At 73.6% G+C, this 19,399-nt stretch carries 21 protein-coding genes; 14 read left to right on the forward strand and 7 right to left on the reverse strand.

What is annotated here, in order from left to right; all coding sequences use genetic code 11:
- Positions 1-165: 165 nt before the first annotated feature.
- The 6 genes from pstC to VFJ94_RS00315 all read right to left on the reverse strand — a co-directional run bounded on the left by pstC (position 166) and on the right by VFJ94_RS00315 (position 7,735).
- Positions 166-1,182 (reverse strand): phosphate ABC transporter permease subunit PstC, encoded by a 1,017-nt coding sequence (gene pstC, locus VFJ94_RS00290; protein WP_325002166.1) that lies wholly within the window; start codon positions 1,180-1,182, stop codon positions 166-168.
- A gap of 90 nt (positions 1,183-1,272) precedes the next feature.
- Positions 1,273-2,415 carry a phosphate ABC transporter substrate-binding protein PstS gene (pstS, locus tag VFJ94_RS00295; RefSeq protein ID WP_325002167.1) on the reverse strand — a complete coding sequence of 381 codons (1,143 nt, stop codon included), beginning with the start codon at positions 2,413-2,415 and terminating at the stop codon, positions 1,273-1,275.
- Positions 2,416-2,579: 164 nt separating this feature from the next.
- Positions 2,580-3,530, reverse strand: coding sequence for an NUDIX hydrolase (locus VFJ94_RS00300; protein ID WP_325002168.1), 951 nt, complete (start codon positions 3,528-3,530; stop codon positions 2,580-2,582).
- Positions 3,531-3,561: 31 nt separating this feature from the next.
- Complete coding sequence (locus tag VFJ94_RS00305; RefSeq protein WP_325002169.1) at positions 3,562-5,847, reverse strand: RNA degradosome polyphosphate kinase; 2,286 nt, start codon at positions 5,845-5,847, stop codon at positions 3,562-3,564.
- A gap of 191 nt (positions 5,848-6,038) precedes the next feature.
- Positions 6,039-6,950, reverse strand: a complete 912-nt coding sequence (gene mshD, locus VFJ94_RS00310; protein ID WP_325002170.1) for a mycothiol synthase — start codon at positions 6,948-6,950, stop codon at positions 6,039-6,041.
- A 74-nt stretch (positions 6,951-7,024) separates the two neighbouring features.
- Complete coding sequence (locus tag VFJ94_RS00315; protein WP_325002171.1) at positions 7,025-7,735, reverse strand: response regulator transcription factor; 711 nt, start codon at positions 7,733-7,735, stop codon at positions 7,025-7,027.
- Between the two features lie 84 nt (positions 7,736-7,819).
- Here VFJ94_RS00315 and VFJ94_RS00320 point away from each other — a divergent pair, with 84 nt between their 5' ends.
- From VFJ94_RS00320 to VFJ94_RS00370, 11 genes are all read left to right on the forward strand, one after another.
- Entirely contained in the window at positions 7,820-8,068 is a 249-nt protein-coding gene (locus VFJ94_RS00320; protein ID WP_325002172.1) for a MoaD/ThiS family protein, read from the forward strand.
- 15 nt (positions 8,069-8,083) lie between these two features.
- Positions 8,084-8,995, forward strand: coding sequence for a hypothetical protein (locus tag VFJ94_RS00325; protein WP_325002173.1), 912 nt, complete (start codon positions 8,084-8,086; stop codon positions 8,993-8,995).
- An 81-nt stretch (positions 8,996-9,076) separates the two neighbouring features.
- On the forward strand, positions 9,077-9,574 hold the full coding sequence (locus tag VFJ94_RS00330) for an FABP family protein (protein WP_325002174.1): 498 nt from the start codon (positions 9,077-9,079) through the stop codon (positions 9,572-9,574).
- On the forward strand, positions 9,574-10,587 hold the full coding sequence (locus tag VFJ94_RS00335; protein ID WP_325002175.1) for a YgfZ/GcvT domain-containing protein: 1,014 nt from the start codon (positions 9,574-9,576) through the stop codon (positions 10,585-10,587). The genes VFJ94_RS00330 and VFJ94_RS00335 overlap by 1 nt, the downstream gene beginning before the upstream one ends.
- Before the next feature lie 53 nt (positions 10,588-10,640).
- On the forward strand, positions 10,641-11,495 hold the full coding sequence (locus tag VFJ94_RS00340) for a 3-keto-5-aminohexanoate cleavage protein (protein WP_325002176.1): 855 nt from the start codon (positions 10,641-10,643) through the stop codon (positions 11,493-11,495).
- 197 nt (positions 11,496-11,692) lie between these two features.
- Positions 11,693-12,115, forward strand: coding sequence for a helix-turn-helix transcriptional regulator (locus VFJ94_RS00345; RefSeq protein ID WP_325002177.1), 423 nt, complete (start codon positions 11,693-11,695; stop codon positions 12,113-12,115).
- Positions 12,116-12,132: 17 nt separating this feature from the next.
- Complete coding sequence (locus tag VFJ94_RS00350) at positions 12,133-13,212, forward strand: hypothetical protein (protein WP_325002178.1); 1,080 nt, start codon at positions 12,133-12,135, stop codon at positions 13,210-13,212.
- Positions 13,213-13,299: 87 nt separating this feature from the next.
- Positions 13,300-14,283 carry an asparaginase gene (locus VFJ94_RS00355; RefSeq protein WP_325002179.1) on the forward strand — a complete coding sequence of 328 codons (984 nt, stop codon included), beginning with the start codon at positions 13,300-13,302 and terminating at the stop codon, positions 14,281-14,283.
- A 24-nt stretch (positions 14,284-14,307) separates the two neighbouring features.
- Complete coding sequence (gene dtd, locus VFJ94_RS00360) at positions 14,308-14,733, forward strand: D-aminoacyl-tRNA deacylase (protein ID WP_325002180.1); 426 nt, start codon at positions 14,308-14,310, stop codon at positions 14,731-14,733.
- Positions 14,734-14,798: 65 nt separating this feature from the next.
- Entirely contained in the window at positions 14,799-15,113 is a 315-nt protein-coding gene (locus VFJ94_RS00365) for a DUF2516 family protein (RefSeq protein ID WP_325002181.1), read from the forward strand.
- Positions 15,114-15,181: 68 nt separating this feature from the next.
- Entirely contained in the window at positions 15,182-15,640 is a 459-nt protein-coding gene (locus tag VFJ94_RS00370; RefSeq protein ID WP_325002182.1) for a phosphomannose isomerase type II C-terminal cupin domain, read from the forward strand.
- Positions 15,641-15,768: 128 nt separating this feature from the next.
- On the opposite strand, the gene VFJ94_RS00375 is transcribed toward VFJ94_RS00370, so the two are convergent.
- The gene (locus VFJ94_RS00375) at positions 15,769-16,599 is read right to left on the reverse strand and encodes a class I SAM-dependent methyltransferase (RefSeq protein WP_414654522.1); all 831 of its coding nucleotides are present in this window, start codon (positions 16,597-16,599) and stop codon (positions 15,769-15,771) included.
- A 50-nt stretch (positions 16,600-16,649) separates the two neighbouring features.
- Between VFJ94_RS00375 and mshA the strand changes: the two genes are divergently transcribed.
- From mshA to VFJ94_RS00390, 3 genes are read left to right on the forward strand one after another with little or no spacing between them, the layout of a single operon-like run.
- Positions 16,650-17,951, forward strand: a complete 1,302-nt coding sequence (gene mshA, locus VFJ94_RS00380; protein ID WP_325002184.1) for a D-inositol-3-phosphate glycosyltransferase — start codon at positions 16,650-16,652, stop codon at positions 17,949-17,951.
- Positions 17,948-18,517, forward strand: coding sequence for a YbjN domain-containing protein (locus VFJ94_RS00385; protein WP_414654523.1), 570 nt, complete (start codon positions 17,948-17,950; stop codon positions 18,515-18,517). Before mshA ends, VFJ94_RS00385 begins: the two co-directional genes overlap by 4 nt.
- A gap of 10 nt (positions 18,518-18,527) precedes the next feature.
- Positions 18,528-19,271, forward strand: a complete 744-nt coding sequence (locus VFJ94_RS00390; protein WP_325002185.1) for a phosphoglyceromutase — start codon at positions 18,528-18,530, stop codon at positions 19,269-19,271.
- Positions 19,272-19,399 lie beyond the last annotated feature (128 nt).

Raw genomic sequence — 19,399 nt, forward strand, 5'->3', positions numbered from 1 at the left:
CCAGCCCGAAGGCGCCCCACATGACCACCCGGGCCACGACGTCCTTGACGGCCCGGCCTCGCTGACGGTGGTCAAGGACGCGCGGGGTGGACCGGCGGGGAGCAGGGGGCGTGGCGGACCCGCCGGTGGCGGCATCCGGCACGTAGGGGTCGGGGCCGAGCGGGATCATTCGGTGAAGGCCTTCCTACGCTCGATGACGACCCGGGCGGCGCTGTTGACCACGAAGGTGAGGACGAAGAGCACGAGGCCGGCCGCGATGTAGGCGCCGGTCTTGCTCGGGTTGCTGAACTCGGCGGCGTTGTTGGCGATCTTGGACGCGAAGGTCTCACCCCCGTTGAACAGCGACCACGTCCACTTCGCGCCGTCCGGCAGCGCCGACACGAGGAAGGTCACCGCGATCGTCTCGCCGAGGGCCCGACCGAGGGCCAGCATCGCGGCGGAGATGACGCCCGGCCGGCCGAAGGGCAGCACGGCGGTGCGGATCATCTCCCAGCGCGTCGCTCCGAGGGCGAGCGCCCCCTCCTTGTGCGCCACGGGTGTCTGGTCGAACACCTCGCGCGAGAGGGCGGTGACGATGGGCAGGACCATGATGGCGAGGACGATGCCGATGAAGAAGATCGTGCCCCCCGAGATGCCGGTCGGCGCCAACACCGGCAGCCAGCCGAGCCGGTCCTGCAGGAAGGTCTCGATGGGCTTGACGAAGGGACCGAAGGTGATCAGGCCCCACAGGCCGTAGACGATCGAGGGGACCGCCGCGAGCAGGTCGACGAGCGCTGCGGCCGGCCGGCGCATCCACATCGGGGCGTACTGCGTCAGGAAGAGCGCCACGGCGACGCCCACGGGCACGGCGACGAACATGGCGATCGTCGACGACACGCTCGTCGTCCACAGGAACTCGACGATGCCGAAGCGAGGCTGCTCCCCACCGGGCGCCCACTCGCGGGAGGTGAAGAAGCTCGCCTGGTCGGCGAGCACGGCGGGGACGGCCTGGACGACGAGGAACACGGCGATCAGGCTGACGATCGCGATGACCGTGATCCCGGCTGCGGTCGACGTGCCGCCGAAGAGCCGGTCGCCGAAGCGACCGGTCGAGGCGCGGTCACCCTGGAGGGGGCCGCGAGCGCGGCCGGGACCCGGAACGGGTGTCTCGTCGGCGGCGGACACGCCTGTCACTGAGGTCACGTCAGGCCTTTGCGGTCGAGGGGCTGTTCGAGTCTAGGGGTGCGCGAAGGCGGGGCGGAGCCTCGGCGGCCCCCGCCCCGCCCTCGGGCGTCAGGAGATGGCGCCGACGGCCGTGGTGACCTTGGCGGCCACCTCGGTCGGCAGCGGCGCGTAGCCCTGGGCCTCGAGCGACTTCTGCACGGAGTCCGACGCGAAGTGCTTGAGGAACGCCTTGACCTTCTTGCCCTGCTCGGCGTCGGCGTACTTCGAGCAGACGATCTCGTAGGTCACGAGGACGATCGGGTAGGCCCCGGCCGCCTTGGTGGCGTAGTCGATGTCGAGCGCCAGGTCGTTGCCGGTGCCCTTCTGCTTGGCCGTCGCGACGGTCTTGCCCACCGACTCGCCGGTCAGCTCGACCGGTCCGGAGCCGGTGTCGATGGACGCGATGTGGAGCTGGTTCTGCTGCGCGTAGCTCCACTCGACGTAGGTGATGCCGCCGTCCTGGCCCTTGGTGGCCGTGGCGACCCCGGCGGACTTCTCCTTGCCCTCGCCCTTGCCGGTCCACTTCTTGCCGGTCTCGTGGCTCCAGGCCTGCGGTGCGGCCGCCTTGAGGTACTTGGTGAAGTTCTCGGTCGTGCCGGACTCGTCGGAGCGGAAGTAGACCTTGATCGGCGTGGCGGGCAAGGTGGCGCCCGAGTTGAGCGCGGCGATGGCAGGGTCGTTCCACGTCGTGATCTTGCCGTCGAAGATCTTGGCGGCGACGTCGGCGTTGAGGACGAGCTTGTCCACGCCCTTGACGTTGTACGAGATCGCGATGGGCCCGGTCACCATGGGGATGTTCCAGGCGTCGGAGCCGCAGGCCTTCTTGGCGTCCTCCGACTCGACCTTGCCGTCCTTGGCCGTCGTCTTGAGCGACGAGTCGGAACCGGCGAAGTCGACCTGCTTGGCGATGAACTGCTTGATGCCGGCACCGGAGCCGGACGGCGCGTAGTCGATCGTCGCGCCGCTGCACGCCTCCTGGAAGGACTTGATGGCCTCTTCGATGGCGTTCTTCTGGGCCGAGGAGCCCTCCGCCTTGAGGTCGCCGTCGAAGCACTCGGCGGCGGCGGCGGTGGATCCACCGGCGGGGGTGGCCCCGCCGGCGCCGGCGGAGCCGCTGCCGGCCGGGCCGGACGCCTCGGACGCACAGGCGGAAAGCGCGAGGGCGCCGGTGAGGGCGATGGCGCCGATGGCGCGGACACGCGAAACAGACACGAGATGGTCCCTCTCAACTGGGTAGGTCACAAAAGTCTGGTCGGGGCGGCCCGGGCACGGCCGGGTCCTGCCTCCAAGGGCGAAGATAGGCGCCGCGAGTGACGGAAACCGCCGGTAGAGTGAACGCCGGGTGAACGGCGCACGACGTCTTGGGGCGCCCGGCGTCAGGTCGTGATGCGCTCCACGCAGACGACTCGGGCCTGGTCGCCGCGGCCCACGACCTGGCACACGAGCGCCTCCCCCTTGCCCATCTTCGAGTCCGCCGCGGCGGACAGCTCCTCGACGAGCCAGCCTGCGCGCGGGTGGCTCGTGTCCACGCGGCGCGCCATCATCCCGAGCAGGTCGGGCAGCACCGGCCCGTGGCTGCACACGGCGGTCGCCCTTCCCGACGCGAGGACCTTCGTCACCAGCTCACAGGCCCCGGCCGGCTCCTGCTCGTGGGCCTCCTCCGACAGCGCCGCCCGGGCCTTGAGGCGGACCCCGGCGCGGGCGGCATACGGCTCGAAGGTCTGCACACACCGACGCGAGTCCGAGGAGACGAGCTGGGTGATGCCGTATGCCGCGAGCACGCCGGCGAGGGTCTGCGCCTGGGCCTGCCCGGTGGCGTTGAGCGGGCGCCGACGGTCGTCGCGCTTCCATGAGGACCGGGACAGGGCCTTCCCGTGGCGGACGAGCACGAGCGGCCACGTGTCGAGCATGTCGTCGCGTGAGGCGCGGACGAGCGCCAGGAGCTGCTGCCGGTCCCGGGCGTAGTCCAGCCGCGCGTGAGCCGTGGCCACGTCGACCCAGGCCACCTCGTCGATCTCGTGCTCGAGGCGGCCGTCGCCGCCGACGACCCGGGCCGCCCAGTAGTGCACCTGCTTGCGGGCCGGCGCCCCCTCGGCGTCGAGGAGCGGGTACTCGGCGCTCGGCAGCGCGATCCCGAGCGCCACGTGCAGTCCCGTCTCCTCCTCGGTCTCGCGGGCGGCGGCGACGCAGGGCAGCTCGCCCGGGTCGAGCTTGCCCTTCGCCCAGGACCAGTCGTCGTACTTGGGACGGTGGACCAGAGCCACCTCGACGAGGTCGCCGCGCCGACGCCACGGCAGGGTCCCGGCGGCGGGGATGACGGATGGCACGGCTGCCGGGTCTCTCTCGGGTCGCAAGCCGTCAGCGCCGGCGTGCCTTGCGGCGGCGCTTGTCGTGGAGCTCGATGAGTGTCTCCTGGAGGTCGCTGAGCGGCTTGCCCTCGTGGTCGAGGTGGTGTCGGACCCAGCGGCCGTCCGGGCCGAGGTCCCAGCGAGACGTGGTCTCGGCGAAGGCGAGCTCGAGCAGCTGCCTCAGCTGCTCGATGTGGGCGGGGTCGGCGATGCGCACGAGCGCCTCGACTCGGCGGTCGAGGTTGCGGTGCATCATGTCGGCGCTGCCGATGTAGACCTGCGGGTCCCCGCCGCCCTCGAACCAGAAGATGCGGGAGTGCTCGAGGAAGCGGCCCAGGACCGACCGGACGCGGATGTTGTCGGACAGCCCCTCGACGCCGGGCCGCAGCGCGCAGATGCCCCGCACCCACACGTCGACCTGGACGCCGGCCCGCGAGGCGCGGTAGAGGGCGTCGATGACCGCCTCGTCGACGATGGAGTTGGCCTTGACGGCGATCCGTCCGGGTGGGGCGCCCTTGTCGCGCCTGCGGTGGCGCTCGATCTCCTCGTCGACGAGCTCGATCAGACCCGTGCGCACGGTCCGGGGGGCCACGAGGAGGCGCTTGAACTTGCTGCGCGGGGCGAAGCCGGAGAGCTGGTTGAACAGGCGGGAGAGGTCCTCGCCGACCTGCGGGTCGCACGTGAACAGGCCGAAGTCCTCGTAGACCCGGGCGGTCTTGGGGTTGTAGTTGCCGGTGCCGACGTGGCTGTAGCGCACGAGGCCCTCGGCCTCCTGGCGCACGACGAGGCACAGCTTGGCGTGGGTCTTGAGGCCGACGACGCCGTAGACCACGTGGACCCCGGCCTCCTCGAGCTTGCGGGCCCACGAGATGTTGTTCACCTCGTCGAAGCGGGCCTTGATCTCCACGACGGCGAGGACCTGCTTGCCGGCCTCGGCGGCGTCGATGAGGGCGTCGACGATGGGCGAGTCTCCCGAGGTGCGGTAGAGCGTCTGCTTGATGGCGAGCACCTTGGGGTCGAGCGCTGCCTGCTCGATGAAGGCCTGCACCGAGGTGGAGAAGGAGTCGTAGGGGTGCTGGACGAGGACGTCCTTGTGCCGGACCGCGGCGAGCAGGTCGCTCGCCTTGGAGCTCTCCGTCGGCGCGAGGTCGGGGTGCGCCCTGGGGACGAAGCGGGGGTACTCGAGGTCGGAGCGTCCGACGTCGGCGATGGTGAACAGGCCGCGCAGGTCGAGCGGCGTCGGCAGCCGGTAGATCTCCCGGTCGCTGATCTGCAGCTCGCGGGCAAGCATGTCGAGGACCTTGGTGTCGACGTCGTCGGCCACCTCCAGCCGGATGGGGGGGCCGAACCGGCGGCGGGTCAGCTCCCGCTCCAGGGCGGTGAGCAGGTTCTCGGCGTCGTCCTCCTCGACCTCGAGGTCCTCGTTGCGCGTGACCCGGAAGGAGTAGTGCTCCTGCACGGTCATGCCGGGGAAGAGCTGGTCCAGGTGGGCGGCGATGACGTCCTCGAGCGGCACGAAGCGGTGCCGGGACACCTCGACGTCCATGTCCTCGGCGACCTGGATGAAGCGCGGCAGGCTCGGGGGGACCTTGACCCGGGCGAAGTGCTCGATGCCGGTCTTGGGGTTGACGAGGAGCACCGCGAGGTTGAGCGACAGGCCGGAGATGTAGGGGAAGGGGTGGGCCGGGTCGACGGCCAGCGGCGTGAGGACGGGGAAGACCTGGTCCGAGAAGAACCAGTGGAGCGGCTCGCGGTCGGAGTCGTCGAGCTCGTCCCACCGGACGATGGTGATGCCCTCCTCCTCGAGGGCCGGCCGGACCTCGTGCTCGAACACGGCGGCGTGCTGCAGCATGAGCTCGTGCGCGACCCGAGCGACGCGGTCGAGCAGGTCTCGCGGCTCGATGCCGGCGGCGGTGCGCACCGCGAGCCCGGTCGCGATGCGGCGCTTGAGGCCCGCGACGCGGACCATGAAGTACTCGTCGAGGTTGTTGGCGAAGATGGCGAGGAACCGGGCCCGCTCGAGCAGGGGGACGTGAGGGTCGAGGGCGAGCTGCATCACCCGCTCGTTGAACTGAAGCCACGACAGCTCGCGCTCGAGGTAACGGTCGACCGGCAGCTCGTCCTCGACGGCGGTGGGGGCCGGGTGCACGCCGCCGATGAAACGGCCGTTGGCGGCGCGGGCGGGGGCGCGGCGGTTGGGGACCGTGCTCGCGAACGAGCTCACCGCCTCGGCGCCGTCGACGGGGTGGTCGGGCGCGGTCGCGGCGTGGGTGCGCTCGAGGCTGCCGGTGCTCATGGCTCCATCGTGGCACCCTTTGGCGACCTCTTGCGTCCCTCGGGGCACCTTCCGGTCAACGTGCGCGCGCGCCCGGGCACTGTCGTTCCGCGAGCGCGCGCGTCCTTCCGCAAGCGCGCCCGTCGTGCCGCGAGCGCGCACCGTGGCGGCGACGCCGTATGCCGCCGGCCGGGGGTGCCGAGCGGCGGCGGTCAGCGGGAGTACTGCCGGTGCACCTCGAGGCCCTGGAAGCCCAGCGTGCGGTAGGTGTGCAGGGCCACGGGGTTGTCCTCGTCGACGTAGAGCACGACGTCGTCGAGTCCCCGCTCGCGCAGGTGCTCCAGCCCGAGGACTGTGGCGACACGGCCGAGGCCTCGCCCCTGGTGCTCGGGCGAGACGCCGAGGATGTAGACCTCGCCGCGGCTGCCGTCCGGGGGGTCGACCTTGGTCCAGTGGAAGGCGGCGACGTCGTCGGGCGCGGCCGCGGGCACGACGACGATGAGCCCGGCCGGGTCGAACCACGGCTGGGACATCCGCAGCTGCAGGTCGTGCCGGTCCCAGGACCCCTGCTCCGGGTGGCTCGCGAACGCGGCGGCGTTGGCCCGCAGCCACGCGTCCTCGTCGCGCCCCGGCTCGAAGGAGCGCACGGCATACCCCTGCGGGAGCCGCGGCTCGGGCCACGCGGGGCCGGAGCGGAGGGACCGGCCGAGCAGGTGCAGGGAGCGGACGGGACGTAGGCCGCGGGCGGCCGCGAAGGCGGCGGCGCCGTCGGGGTCGCCGCCGTGGCTCCACACCCGCGCCCCGCTCGGCAGCGCCGCGAGCAGCGCCGAGCCCACTCCCCGCCGCCGCGCCGACGGGGCGACGAAGAGCTCGGCGGACTCCGGCTCGGCGTCGGCGGCCGACCGGCACTGTGCGTAGCCCACGAGAGCCGGCGTGCCGGCATACGCCAGCAGGTGGGTCACGCCGTCGGTCTCCCGCGCCTCGAGCGAGAGCCGGAACTGCTCCGACAGGGCCGGCGCGCCGTCCGCGGCGGCGGTGCGAGCGGCGAGGTCGAGGACCTGGCGTGCCTCCGTGTCCGCCAGCCCCGAGGCGTGGTCGCGGCGCGAGATGGTCGTCGGCGGCATACCGCGCATTCCATCACGGGGTGTTGCCGGCGCGGCCGCGTGGCCACCCCGGCGGTTGGCGACGCAGCGAGCCGTCAGGTGGCGTCGGCGGAGGCCGGCCCGGGAGCCGGCGCCGGCCGGTCGGGCACGAGCCGGTAGCCGACGTTGCGCACCGTCCCGATGAGCGCCTCGTGGTCCGGCCCGAGCTTGGCGCGCAGGCGCCGGACGTGGACGTCGACGGTGCGGGTGCCGCCGTAGTAGTCGTAGCCCCACACCTCCTGGAGCAGCTGCGCCCGGGTGAAGACCCGACCGGGGTGCTGCGCGAGGTACTTGAGCAGCTCGAACTCCTTGTACGTCAGGTCCAGCGGCTCGCCGCGCAGCCGGGCGGAGTAGCTCGCCTCGTCGATGGTGAGCTCGCCGGAGGTGATCGGCAGGTCGAGGTCGGGGCCGTCGTCCTCGCCCCGGGACATGGCCAGCCGCAGCCGCGCGTCGACCTCGGCGGGGCCGGCCGAGTCGAGCAGGACGTCGTCGAGACCCCACTCGGCGGTGAGCGCGGCGAGGCCGCCCTCGGTGAGGACGGCGAGCAGGGGCGTGGCGAGGCCCGTGGTGCGCAGCAGCCGGCAGAGCGACTTGGCGCTCGCGAGCTCCCGCCGGGCGTCGACGAGCACGACGTCGCAGTCCGGCGCGTCGACGAGCGCCGTGGGCTCGGCCGGCAGGATGCGCACGGCATGCGCGAGCAGCCCCAGCGCGGGCAGCACCTCGGCGCTCGGGGCCAGCGCATTGGTGAGCAGCAGGAGTCGGGCCATCACTCGGCAGAATAGGGGAGACTGGGTGGGTCGGGCCGCCACGAGCCCGTTCCTTAAGACGTGTCCCAGATGAGGAGAGTCCGTATGCCGCGCACGGCGCAGGTGACCGTCCGATACTGGGCGGCCGCGCGGGCCGCGGCCGGTCTTGACGCCGACACGCACGCAGGGGACACGGTCGGGGCCGTGCTCGATGCCGCGGTCGCCGTCCACCCCGACCTCGGCCGGGTGGCAGCGGTCTCGTCGCTCCTGCTGGACGGTCGGGCCACGCAGCGGTCGGCCCCCGTCGCCGACGGCGTGACGCTCGAGGTCCTGCCGCCCTTCGCCGGTGGGTGAGACACAATGACGCCCGTGACGCAGCCCGCCTCGGATGACGTGCCGGCCGTGCGGGATGGCTCCACGGGCCCGCGCAGCTCGGCGACGCCCTCCGGGCCCGCCGCCGTCGCGGCGTGGCCGGCGGGGTCCGCCCTGGCGGCCGCGGTCGCCGCGCTCGTCGTGCTCGGCTCCGCCCGGTCGGGGTATGCCGCGGTGCTCGCCGCCGTCGCGGTGCTCGTGCTGGCGCTCGCCCTCACGTGGCCCCACGTCGCCGGGTCCCGGACGCCTCGAGCCACGGGAGCCGTGCTCGCGGTCTCGGGACTCGTCGTCGTGGCAGGGTCGCTCAGCGAACGGCTCCGGTGGGTGGCCGGAGCAGCCGCGCTCGGGATCCTGCTGTCCTTCCTGCACCAGATCGGCCGGCGGACCGGGCGGCAGGGACTGGTGGTGACGCTCCTCGCCTCGTTCGGAGGCCTCGTGCTCACGGCCTCCGGCGCGCTCCTCGCCGGGCTGGCCCACGAGTCGGCAGGGCGGCAGCTGCTCGCCGTCACCATGGTGTCGGTCGTGGCGGGCGTCCTCGCGGAGCTCGTCGCCGGCGCGAGCGGCGTCGGAGCGGCCCGCCGTGGCCGTGGACACCGAGGACGGGCCGACGCGCCGCACCGGGCGGACCCGCCGCACCGGGCGGACCGCCCGGCCCGGCGCGCCGCGCTCGCCGGCGGCGTGGCCGGCCTTGCGCTCGTCACGGCGCTGCTGCTGCGCCCGTTCCTCGGGGCGGTGCCGCTGTGGCAGGCGGGCGCCCTGAGTGTGCTCGCCGCGCTCGTCTCGTGGGCCTTCCGCCGGGTCGTCGGGCCCGCTCCTGCCCGGCTCACCCGGGGCGGTCAGCTCGCCTCCGGCATCGGCTCGGTCCTCGCCGTCGGCGCGCTCCCGACCCTGGTCGACCTCGTCTCCTGACGGCTCGCTGGGGGCACATCGCGGCGCGGCGTTACGATCGGGACCGGTCCACCGACCTCCCGACGAACCCCAAGGACGCTCATGTTCACCCTCGACGCGGACATCCCCGAGCCGCTGCGCCCGCTGGCCTGGCTGCTCGGCCGGTGGGAGGGCGTCGGGGTCGTGGGCTACCCGACGATCGAGTCGGCCCACTTCGGCCAGGAGGTCGAGGTGACCCACGACGGCCGCAGCTTCCTCAAGTGGGAGAGCCGGGCGTGGATCCTCGACTCGGAGAACGGCGCCCGGGTGCGCCCGGCCGCCGTCGAGTCCGGCTTCTGGCGTCCCGTCGGCGGCGGCGAGGTCGAGCTCCTGCTCGCGCACCCGACCGGCATCGTCGAGCTCTACTACGGCTCCGTCGAGCCGGCCAAGATCCAGCTGCGCACCGACGGCGTGCTGCGCTCGCCGGGTGCGAAGGAGTACAACGCGGCGTCGCGGATGTATGGGCTCGTCAACTCCCAGCTGCTGTGGGTCATGGACATGGCCGCCGTCGGCCAGGAGCTGCAGAGCCACCTGTCGGCCACCCTGAAGCGGGTCGGCTGATGCCTCGCAGCCCCCTGCTGGACCGCCCCGGCGCCGTCGCCGGCGACGGGCTGTCGGCGTCCGTCGCCGTCCACTACGGCGACCCCATGCGCGAGCAGCGCCTGCTCGAGGAGGGGCTCGCGGTCGTCGACCTCTCCCACCGCGACGTCCTCACCGTCACCGGTGCGGACCGGCTGAGCTGGCTGCACTCCCTGACGACCCAGGCCCTGACCGGCCTGGCGCCGCGCGAGTCGCGCGAGGCGCTCATCCTGACTCCCAAGGGCCACGTCGAGCACTCGCTGCACCTTGTCGACGACGGCGAGCGGACGTGGGTGACGACCGAGCCCGGCGCCGGCGCGGCCCTGCTCGCCTGGCTCGACCGGATGCGCTTCATGCTGCGCGTCGAGGTCGCGGACGTCTCGGCCGAGTGGGCCGTGCTGGGCGAGCCGCACGACGCGGAGTCCGCGCCCGGCGAGCCCATCGCGTGGCGCGACCCGTGGCCCGGCCTCGTCGGCGACTCGGCGGCATACGGCCCGGTCGAGGGACACCCGGGCGCCGACCGCGCATGGCGGGAGGTCCTCGTGCCCCGGGCCACGCTGCCCGCCGCAGTCGGGGACCGGCCGCTCGCCGGGGTCTGGGCCGAGGAGGCCCTGCGGATCGCGGCGTGGCGGCCCCGGCTCGGCCACGAGACCGACCACCGCACCCTCGTGCACGAGGTGGACTGGCTCCGCACGGCCGTGCACCTGCACAAGGGCTGCTACCGCGGGCAGGAGACCGTCGCCCGGGTCCACAACCTCGGCCGGCCGCCCCGGCGGCTGGTCTTCCTCCACCTCGACGGCTCGGGACACGTCCTGCCGCCGCGGGGCGCGGAGGTCCGGGTGGGCGACCGCGCCGTGGGTTTCCTCACCTCGGTCGGGCGGCACCACACGGACGGGCCGATCGCCCTGGCGCTCATCAAGCGCAGCACCGACCCCGAGGCAGAGCTCGTCGTCGATGGCACGAGCGCGGCGCAGACGGTCATCGTCGCCCCCTGACCCCTCGACCCCCTCACCCCCCAGGCCGGGGGGCCACGGGGCAGGATGGCGTCATGAGCACCGCACCCGCCGCCGGGAGCACCCTCATCACCGTGGCCCCGACCGGCGCGGAGAGCGCCAAGGCCGACGTGCCGGCCCTGCCGACCACCCCGGAGGAGCTCGTCGAGACGGCGGTCGCGTGCGAGCGGGCGGGGGCCGCCATGATCCACCTCCACGTGCGCGACGAGCGGCACGAGCCGACCCTCGACCCCGGTCTGCTGCGCGAGGCCGTGGTGGGGGTGCGCGAGGCCACCGACCTGATCGTGCAGCTCTCGACCGGCGGCAGCGTCACCGACCCCCTTGAGCAGCGACTCACCGTGCTGGATGCCGACCCCGACTCGTGCTCCCTGACCTGCGGCACGACCAACTTCGGCGACGCCGTCTTCCTCAACCCGTGGGGCTTCATGGTGCAGCTCTACCGGCAGGCGCAGGAGCGGCAGGTGGTGCCGGAGTTCGAGCTGTTCGAGCTCGGCCACGTGCATGCCCTGCGGCGCCTGCTCGACGAGTGCGGGTTGCCCTACGGCGGCAAGGTGCACGCCGACCTCGTCCTCGGCGTGCCGGGCAGTATGCCGGGCACGCCCCAGACGCTCCTCGCGGCCGTCGCGATGCTGCCGCCTGAGGTGACCAGCTGGTCCGCCACCGGGATCGGCCGCACCCACCTGCCGATCGCCGCCACCGCCCTCGCAGCGGGCGGACACCTGCGGGTCGGCATGGAGGACAACCTCGTCTACGCCAAGGGCCAGCCGGTCACGCACAACCGAGAGCTCGTGGCCCGCGCGGCTCAGCTGGCCACGCTCCTGCAGCGGCCCCCGTTGTCGTGCGCCGGTGCCCGTGAGCTCCTCGCAGTCAAGGACCGCCGCGCGCGCTGAGAGCGTGCGGAAGTGGCCACTCGACGGGGTGGAGGGGGCGGAGCTCTGGTCGAGTGGCCAGTTTGGTGCGCTGGGGCTGTGCGGAAGTGGCCACTCGACGGGGTGGAGCGGGGGGAGGTCTGGTCGAGTGGCCAGTTCCGTACGCACCTGCTGCCGGGAGTTTGCATTTTGCTAACTGCAGCAAGCACAATGACTGCGTGAGCAAGCTGCCGTTACCGGATCTCGGGGCCTACCTGCGCGAGCAGCGCGAGAGCGCCCAGTTGTCCCTGCGCCAGCTGGCCGAGATGGCGGGCATCTCCAACCCCTACCTGTCGCAGATCGAGCGCGGGCTCAAGCGCCCGAGCGCCGAGATCCTGCAGCAGATCGCGCGGGGGCTGCAGGTGTCCGCCGAGTCGCTCTACGTCCGGGCGGGCATCCTCGACGAGCGGGTCCCCCAACCGGGCACCGGCCCGGCCGCCTCCTCGGACGTCCTCTCCGCCATCTCCGCCGACCCGGCCCTCACCGACCGGCAGCGGGGCGTGCTCGTCGAGATCTACAAGTCCTTCGTCGGCGCTGACGGGGCTTCAGAGACCACCAACCGCACCGGGACCTCCCCGGTCGGTGCCCGTTCCGGCGGGTGACCCAGAAGGAGACCGCAATGGCCCTGCCCAAGAAGATCGCCAAGGCCGTCAAGGACGCCCAGGAGCAGGCGAACACCGCCGTCGCCGACGTCCGTGGCACGCTCGACCGGACGCTGCCGGAGGTCAACGTCGACCCCACTCCGTTCTATGCCGTCGTCGGCGCGGCCAACATGGCCGTCGACACGGTCCGCGCCGCGGGCGAGCAGCTCGACGCGGCCCGCCGCCAGGCCGCCCAGCTGGACGTGCGCAAGGGCGCGAAGAAGGAGGCGAAGGAGCTGAAGAAGCTTGTCGCCGACCTCCAGCGCAGGACGGCCGAGCTGCAGCGGCTCGCCGCCCAGTATGCCGACCGCCTCCTCACCCAGGCGCAGGACATCCCGGTCGCCCTGCTCAACCAGAGCCTCCTCGTCGCCAGCAACGCCAAGGACCAGTACGACGCCGCGGCCGCCCGTGGCGAGAAGATCGTGACGGACCTTCGTGCCCAGGAGGCCAAGGCCGTCCGCGGGCTGAGCGAGCAGACGGAGGCGACGTTCGAGCGCGGCCGCAACGTCGCGAACGCGGCGGCGAGCGAGGGGGAGAAGGTCGCGCGGGCCGTCCGGGACGCCGTCTCCGACGACGCCTCGGCCGTCGGCGCGCAGGTGAGCCGGTCGGCCGCGGCCGTCGAGCGGGCCGCCGGGCCCGTCGAGGTCGAGCGAACGCCCGAGGAGCAGGCGCAGGCGCGCAGCATGTCGGCCAAGCAGGCCGCCGCGACGCGCAAGGCCAACGAGACCGAGGCCCGCACCACCCGCAAGGTGGCCGCGCGCAGCTCCGCGCGCAAGCGCTCCACCGACTCCGCCGAGGGTGCCGGCACGACGCGCAAGCGGGCCGCGTCGGCGAGCCGGTCCACAGCGTCCGCGACCAAGGCTGCGAAGTCCGCCGCCAGCACGTCCCGCCGGGCGGCGAAGTCCACCAGCGCCTCCGCGAGCACCTCAGGCGCGTCGACGGGCACCACGGCCAAGCGCGCGAGCAAGCGCGCCGGGACGCGCTCCACCGCCAAGACGGGGACGGCGAAGTCGTCCGCCTCCACGCCGTCCGGCGAGTCGCCGCGCAGCGACAGCTGAGCTGCGGCGGCGCTTATCCCGCACGCCGCCGATGCACCCGCCCGCAGGGCCGTCACCTCGGTGGCGGCCCTGCGGCATACTGCGGCGGTGCCCCGAACCAGCCCCGCGCCCGTCTCGACCGCCCTCACCGGCGCGCCCGTGGTCGCCCACGTCGTGCGCTCCGGGTTCGTCGAGGGCGTGCACCGCGGCACCGCCGTCGTCACGGCGCCGGACGGCAGCGTCGAGCTCGAGGTCGGCGACGCGGGTGGCCCGGTGTTCCCGCGGTCGTCCAGCAAGCCGCTGCAGGCGGTGGCGATGGTCCGCAGCGGCCTTCCGATCGACGGCGCGCAGCTCGCGCTCGCCTGCGCCAGCCACTCGGGGGAGGACTTCCACGTCGCCGCGGTGCGCGACCTGCTCGAGCAGGCCGGCCTGGCAGAGACCGAGCTGCAGAACACGCCCGACTATCCCTTCGACGAGGCCGCCAGGATCGCGTGGATCACCAGCGGCCGGCCCAAGCAGGCCATTGCCCAGAACTGCTCCGGCAAGCACGCCTCCATGCTGGTCACCTGCGCCGCGAACGGCTGGGACCGAGCCACCTACCGCGACCCGGGGCACCCGCTCCAGCGCGCCATCGCCGACACCATGCGCGACCTCACGGGCGCCCACATCGCGGCGGTCGCCGTCGACGGCTGCGGCGCGCCGATCCACGCCGTCCCGCTCACCGCGCTGGCCCGGGCCTTCGGCCGGCTCGCGGCGGCCACCGCGGGCCCGGAGGCCAAGGTCGCCGCCGCGATCCGCCGCCACCCCGAGTATGTCGGCGGCACAGGGCGCGACGTCACCGCCCTGATCCGCGGCGTGGACGGGCTGGTCGCGAAGGACGGCGCGGAGGCGGTGTATGCCGTGGGCCTGAGGGACGGCCGTGGCGTGGCCGTCAAGGTGGCCGACGGCGGGTCGCGCGCCCGCTCGGTGCTCCTCGCGGCGGTGCTGCGCCGCATCGGCGTCGGAGCGCCCGACGTGCTCGAGGTGCTCGAGGACCAGCCCGTCCTCGGGCACGGGGAGCCGGTCGGCGCGGTCGTCGCCGTCGGCGTGTGAACCCGTCGGTGACCGGGCACTGACGTGCGAGCCGTCCTCCAGCGGGTCACGCAGGCGCGGGTCGAGGTCGACGGCGAGGTCGTCGGCGAGATCACCCGACCCGGCCTCCTCGCGCTCGTCGGCGTGGCCGTGGCTGACGGGCCCGAGCAGGTCGCGCGGATGGCACGCAAGATCGCGGAGCTGCGGATCCTGCGGGACGAGCAGAGCGTCGCCGACGTCGGCGCGCCGGTGCTCGTCGTCAGCCAGTTCACCCTGCACGCCGACACCCGCAAGGGCCGCCGCCCCTCGTGGAGCGGCGCCGCGCCCGGGCCGGTGGCCGAGCCCCTCGTCGACCAGCTCGTGGCGGCGCTGCGTCAGCGGGGGATCGAGGTGGCGACCGGGCGCTTCGGGGCGATGATGGCGGTCTCGCTGACCAACGACGGACCCGTCACGCTCGTCGTCGACGCCTGAGCGGGACCCCCGCGAAGTCGTCAGGTCGGCAGTGCTCGCTCCGCTCGACCGTTACGCTGACGGGTATGGGCCTGTTCAGCAGCTTCCAGTCCGTCGTCCTCACGGCGCTGGGTCTCGGCGCACTCGGATGCGAGGCCTTCGCCTTCGTCGACGCGCTGCGCCACCCCGACGCGGCCTACGTGGCGGCCGGCAAGCGGACCCGCACCTTCTGGCTGCTGGTCCTGGCGCTCTGCCTCGCCGTGGGCATCGTGACGGTCTTCAACGTGCTCAACATCTTCGGGCTGGCGGCATTCGTCGGGTCGGCGGTCTACCTCGCCGACGTGCGCCCCGCGGTCCTCGAGCTGCGTGGGCGCGGCGGGAGCTCGGGACGCCGGTGGTGACGCCGCCGCGGGTGGCTGACCCTGCCGAGCACCTGCCCGTCCCGCCCAGCCGACCCGATGGGGAGCCGATGCCGACCCGCCCGACCAACCACGTCCACGACGGCGCTCCGGCGCACACGCTGGACGAGTACGACCGGGGTCACCGCGACCCGACCCGCGACATCTTCCTCGCCGAGCGGCCGTGGGGCACGTTCCAGCAGTTCGTCTCCAACGAGCAGGTGACCGTCAAGATCATCACCGTCCAGCCGGGCCACCGCCTCTCGCTGCAGCAGCACGACCACCGCGGCGAGATGTGGGCCATCCTCGACGTGCCCATCGACATCACCGTCGACGACCGGCACTGGACGGCCCAGCCCGGCGAGACGGTGTGGGTCCCGCGCGGCGCCACTCACCGGATGGGCAACTCGGGCGACCGGCCCGGTCGGCTGCTCGAGGTGGCCTTCGGGCATTTCGACGAGGCGGACATCCACCGCCTGCACGACGACTACGCGCGCCAGGACCTCGACGGCGAGCACGGCGCCCGGTAGCAGAGCGCGCGCCCCGTGGGTGCGCCGCCCCCGCGGGCGCCCCTGGGGGTCCGCCAGGGGGACCCCACGGCGCCCCCTTCACGAGGGCGACACGGCGTCCCCTTCAGGCGGGCGCCACGGCGTCCCCTTCAGGCGGGCGCCACGGCGTCCCAGGCGACGGTGATCTCCCCGAGGCGCCAGCGCCGGGGGCCGTCGAGCAGGGGCCAGTCCGTGGCAACCGCGCGGGCTGCCGCGAGGAAGCGCTGCCGGGCTCCCCACGCCGCATGCGGGGCGGCATACGCCCAGGCCCGGTCCAGGTCGGCGAGGTAGGCATGAACCGGCTCGCCGGGCACGTTGCGGTGGATGAGCGCCTTGGGCAGCCGCTCGGCGACGTCGGAGGGCCGCCCGAGGCCCCCCAGCCGGAGCGACACGGTGAGGCTGACCGGCCCGGCCGGCTCCACGGCCACCCACGAGGCGCGTCGGCCGACCTCGTCGCACGTGCCGTCGACAAGCACCCCACCCGGCGCGAGCCGCGCCTGCACCTGGCCCCACGCGGCCCGCACCTCGTCCTCGTCGTACTGCCGCAGCACGTTGAAGGCGCGCACGACGACCGGTCGCGTGCCGCGCTCGAGCGGCACCTCGAAGCCGCCGCGGCGGAAGGTCAGGCCGTCGCGCTCCAGGGATCTGGCGGCGGCCACGCGCAGGGGGTCGATCTCGATGCCGACGACCCGCACGTCGGACCGGACGGCCCGCAGTCGGTCGTGCAGCTCGACCGCCGTCACGGGTGAGGCGCCGTAGCCGAGGTCGACCACCACCGGTGCGGCGCCGGCCCGGCGCAGGCGCCGCGCGACCGGCCCGGCGAGCCAGCGGTCACAGCGGCGCAGCCGGTTCGGGTGGGTCGTCCCCCGGGTGATCGTCCCCACAGGTCGTCCGGCCAGCACGGGTGGCACCCTACCGAGCGGCGGGAATCGGATGCACATCGCCGTCGTTGACGCAGCGACGGGATGGGTCGGGCGAAGCAGGAGGCCGCGTGCGGGGTGATCCGAAGCGGGTGGCGATGCTCAGCGTGCACACCTCGCCGCTCGACCAGCCGGGCACCGGCGACGCGGGCGGCCTCAACGTCTACGTCGTCGAGGTCTCCAAGGAGCTGGCGGCGCGCGGCACCGAGGTGGAGATCTTCACCCGACGCACGAGCGCCGACCTGCCGATCGTGGCGGAGCTCGTCCCGGGAGTCCTGGTGCGGCACGTGCCTGCCGGCCCCTACGAGGGCCTGCCCAAGGAGGAGCTGGCCGGTCAGCTGTGCGCCTTCGCCGCCGGCACCCTGCGCACCGGCCTCGCCGCCGCGGAGGGCCACTACGACGTCGTGCACTCCCACTACTGGCTCTCGGGCCAGGTCGGCTGGCTCGCCGCCGACCGCTGGCGCGCCGCCCTCGTCCACACCATGCACACGATGGCCCGGGTCAAGAACCGGCACCTGGCCGACGGTGACGTGCCCGAGCCGTCGGGCCGGGAGATCGGCGAGGTGCAGGTCGTCGAGGCCGCCGACCGGCTTGTGGCCAACACCGAGGACGAGGCGCGCGACCTCGTCGAGCTGTATGCCGCGCCGCCGGCCAAGGTCTCCGTCGTGCCCCCGGGAGTGGACCTGCGGACCTTCACCCCGGGCGCCAAGACGGCCGCGCGCCAGGCGCTGGGGCTTGCCCCCGACGGCGACCTGCTCCTCTTCGTGGGGCGGATCCAGCCGCTCAAGGCACCGGACCTGCTCATCCGGGTCGCCCACGAGCTCCTCGCCCGCGACCCCGCCCGGCGGCATACGCTCTCGGTCGCCGTCGTGGGCGGGCCGAGCGGCACGGGCCTGGCCCGGCCGCACGAGCTCGAGCGACTCGCCCGTGACCTCGGCGTCGCCGACGTCGTCCGCTTCATCCGGCCGGTGGCCCGCGAGGTCCTCGCCGACTGGTACCGCGCCGCCGATGTCGTCGTCGTCCCCAGCCACAGCGAGTCGTTCGGGCTCGTCGCGATCGAGGCGCAGGCGTGCGGCACGCCCGTCGTGGCCGCCGACGTGGGCGGCCTGCCGACCGCGGTCGGCGACGCCGGCGTCCTCGTCCGTGGCCACCTGGTGCCCGACTGGGCGGATGCCGTCGGGGGCCTGCTCGCCGACCACGGGCGCCGGGCGCAGCTGGGTGCCCGGGCGGTGGCGCACGCCGCGCAGTACGGTTGGGGCGCCACGACGGAGCGGCTGCTCACGGTCTACCGCCAGGCCATCTCCGAGCGGTCCTCATCCCCCCTCGACGAGGCGACCGACCTCGTCGACGTCCCGACGGCGGTGGTCCCGTGAACAAGCCCGGCGACATCGGCCTCGCCGCCGTGCCATCGCTTCGCCCCGCCGCGGACGTCCCCGGACCGGCGCGCGCCGACACCCAGGCCCGGCTCACGGCATACCTCGACTCGGTCGACCTCGACTGGGAGCTCGGCCACCGCGACGGCGAGTACGTCGTCACGCTGCCCGGCGACCAGAAGCAGCGGACCGTCGTGTCCCTGCTCGTGCGGGACCGCACGACGAGCGTGTCCGCCTTCGTCATCCGCAACCCGGACGAGAACCACGAGGAGTTCTACCGCTACCTGCTGCGGCACAACCTCCGGCTCGCGGGAGTGGCGTATGCCGTGGACGGTGACGGGGACGTCTACGTGCGGGGCCAGCTGCCCAACGAGGCCGTCGACGAGCGGCGGCTCGACGAGCTCCTCGGGGTCGTGCTGGCCGCCGCCGACGCGGCCTTCAACGAGCTGCTCGTGCTCGGCTTCCTCACCTCGATGCGCAAGGAGTGGGCCTGGCGGGTCTCGCGCGGCGAGTCGACGGCCAACCTCGAGGCCTTCCGCCATCTGCTCGAGGGTGACCCCCGATAGGGTGGCCGCCATGACCTACACGCTCGTGCTCGTCCGTCATGGGGAGAGCGACTGGAACGCCAAGAACCTCTTCACCGGCTGGGTCGACGTGGACCTCACCGACAAGGGCCGGGCGGAGGCGGTGCGGGCCGGGGAGCTCATGCGCGCCGAGGGCCTGCACCCCGACGTCGTGCACACCTCCTTGCTGCGCCGGGCGATCACGACCGCGAACATCTCGCTCGACGTCGCCGACCGGCACTGGATCCCCGTCAAGCGGGACTGGCGGCTCAACGAGCGGCACTACGGGGCGCTGCAGGGCAAGGACAAGAAGCAGACGCTGGAGGCGTACGGCGAGGAGCAGTTCATGCTGTGGCGCCGCTCCTACGACACCCCGCCGCCGCCCATCGACCCCGGAGACGAGTACGCCCAGACGGGCGACCCGCGGTATGCCGACCTCGACGACTCGATGCCGCGCACCGAGTGCCTCAAGGACGTCGTCACCCGCATGCTGCCCTACTGGCAGGGCGAGATCCAGGCGGACCTGCGCGCCGGCAAGGTGGTGCTCGTCGCCGCGCACGGCAACTCGCTGCGCGCGCTCGTCAAGACCCTCGACGAGATCTCCGACGACGACATCGCCGGCCTCAACATCCCGACCGGTATGCCGCTCGTCTACGAGCTCGACGACGACTTCCGTCCGGTGAAGGTGGGCGGCCGCTACCTCGATCCCGAGGCGGCGCGGGCAGCGGCCGAGGCGGTCGCGCAGCAGGGCCGCTGACTGCGGCGGAGGTCACCTGAGCGGGGTCTCGGGGGCCGTCCACCCGCCCCGTCGAGTGGCCAGTTTCGTGCGGGCCCCTACCTCGTCGAGTGGCCAGTTTCGTGCGGGCCCTACCTCGTCGAGTGGCC

The organism is Intrasporangium sp. (genome assembly GCF_035688975.1).
Taxonomy (GTDB): domain Bacteria; phylum Actinomycetota; class Actinomycetes; order Actinomycetales; family Dermatophilaceae; genus CALMNV01.

Excerpts from the sequence above, each read along its gene's own strand:
- VFJ94_RS00365 (WP_325002181.1), top strand. The coding sequence starts at position 14,799 with ATGGGCCTGTTCAGCAGCTTCCAGTCCGTCGTCCTCACGGCGCTGGGT.
- VFJ94_RS00340 (WP_325002176.1), top strand. The coding sequence starts at position 10,641 with ATGAGCACCGCACCCGCCGCCGGGAGCACCCTCATCACCGTGGCCCCG.
- VFJ94_RS00375 (WP_414654522.1), bottom strand. The coding sequence starts at position 16,599 with ATGTGCATCCGATTCCCGCCGCTCGGTAGGGTGCCACCCGTGCTGGCC.
- VFJ94_RS00320 (WP_325002172.1), top strand. The coding sequence starts at position 7,820 with ATGCCGCGCACGGCGCAGGTGACCGTCCGATACTGGGCGGCCGCGCGG.
- VFJ94_RS00350 (WP_325002178.1), top strand. The coding sequence starts at position 12,133 with ATGGCCCTGCCCAAGAAGATCGCCAAGGCCGTCAAGGACGCCCAGGAG.
- mshD (WP_325002170.1), bottom strand. The coding sequence starts at position 6,950 with ATGCCGCCGACGACCATCTCGCGCCGCGACCACGCCTCGGGGCTGGCG.
- VFJ94_RS00305 (WP_325002169.1), bottom strand. The coding sequence starts at position 5,847 with ATGAGCACCGGCAGCCTCGAGCGCACCCACGCCGCGACCGCGCCCGAC.
- VFJ94_RS00330 (WP_325002174.1), top strand. The coding sequence starts at position 9,077 with ATGTTCACCCTCGACGCGGACATCCCCGAGCCGCTGCGCCCGCTGGCC.
- VFJ94_RS00335 (WP_325002175.1), top strand. The coding sequence starts at position 9,574 with ATGCCTCGCAGCCCCCTGCTGGACCGCCCCGGCGCCGTCGCCGGCGAC.
- VFJ94_RS00390 (WP_325002185.1), top strand. The coding sequence starts at position 18,528 with ATGACCTACACGCTCGTGCTCGTCCGTCATGGGGAGAGCGACTGGAAC.
- VFJ94_RS00315 (WP_325002171.1), bottom strand. The coding sequence starts at position 7,735 with ATGGCCCGACTCCTGCTGCTCACCAATGCGCTGGCCCCGAGCGCCGAG.
- VFJ94_RS00370 (WP_325002182.1), top strand. The coding sequence starts at position 15,182 with ATGCCGACCCGCCCGACCAACCACGTCCACGACGGCGCTCCGGCGCAC.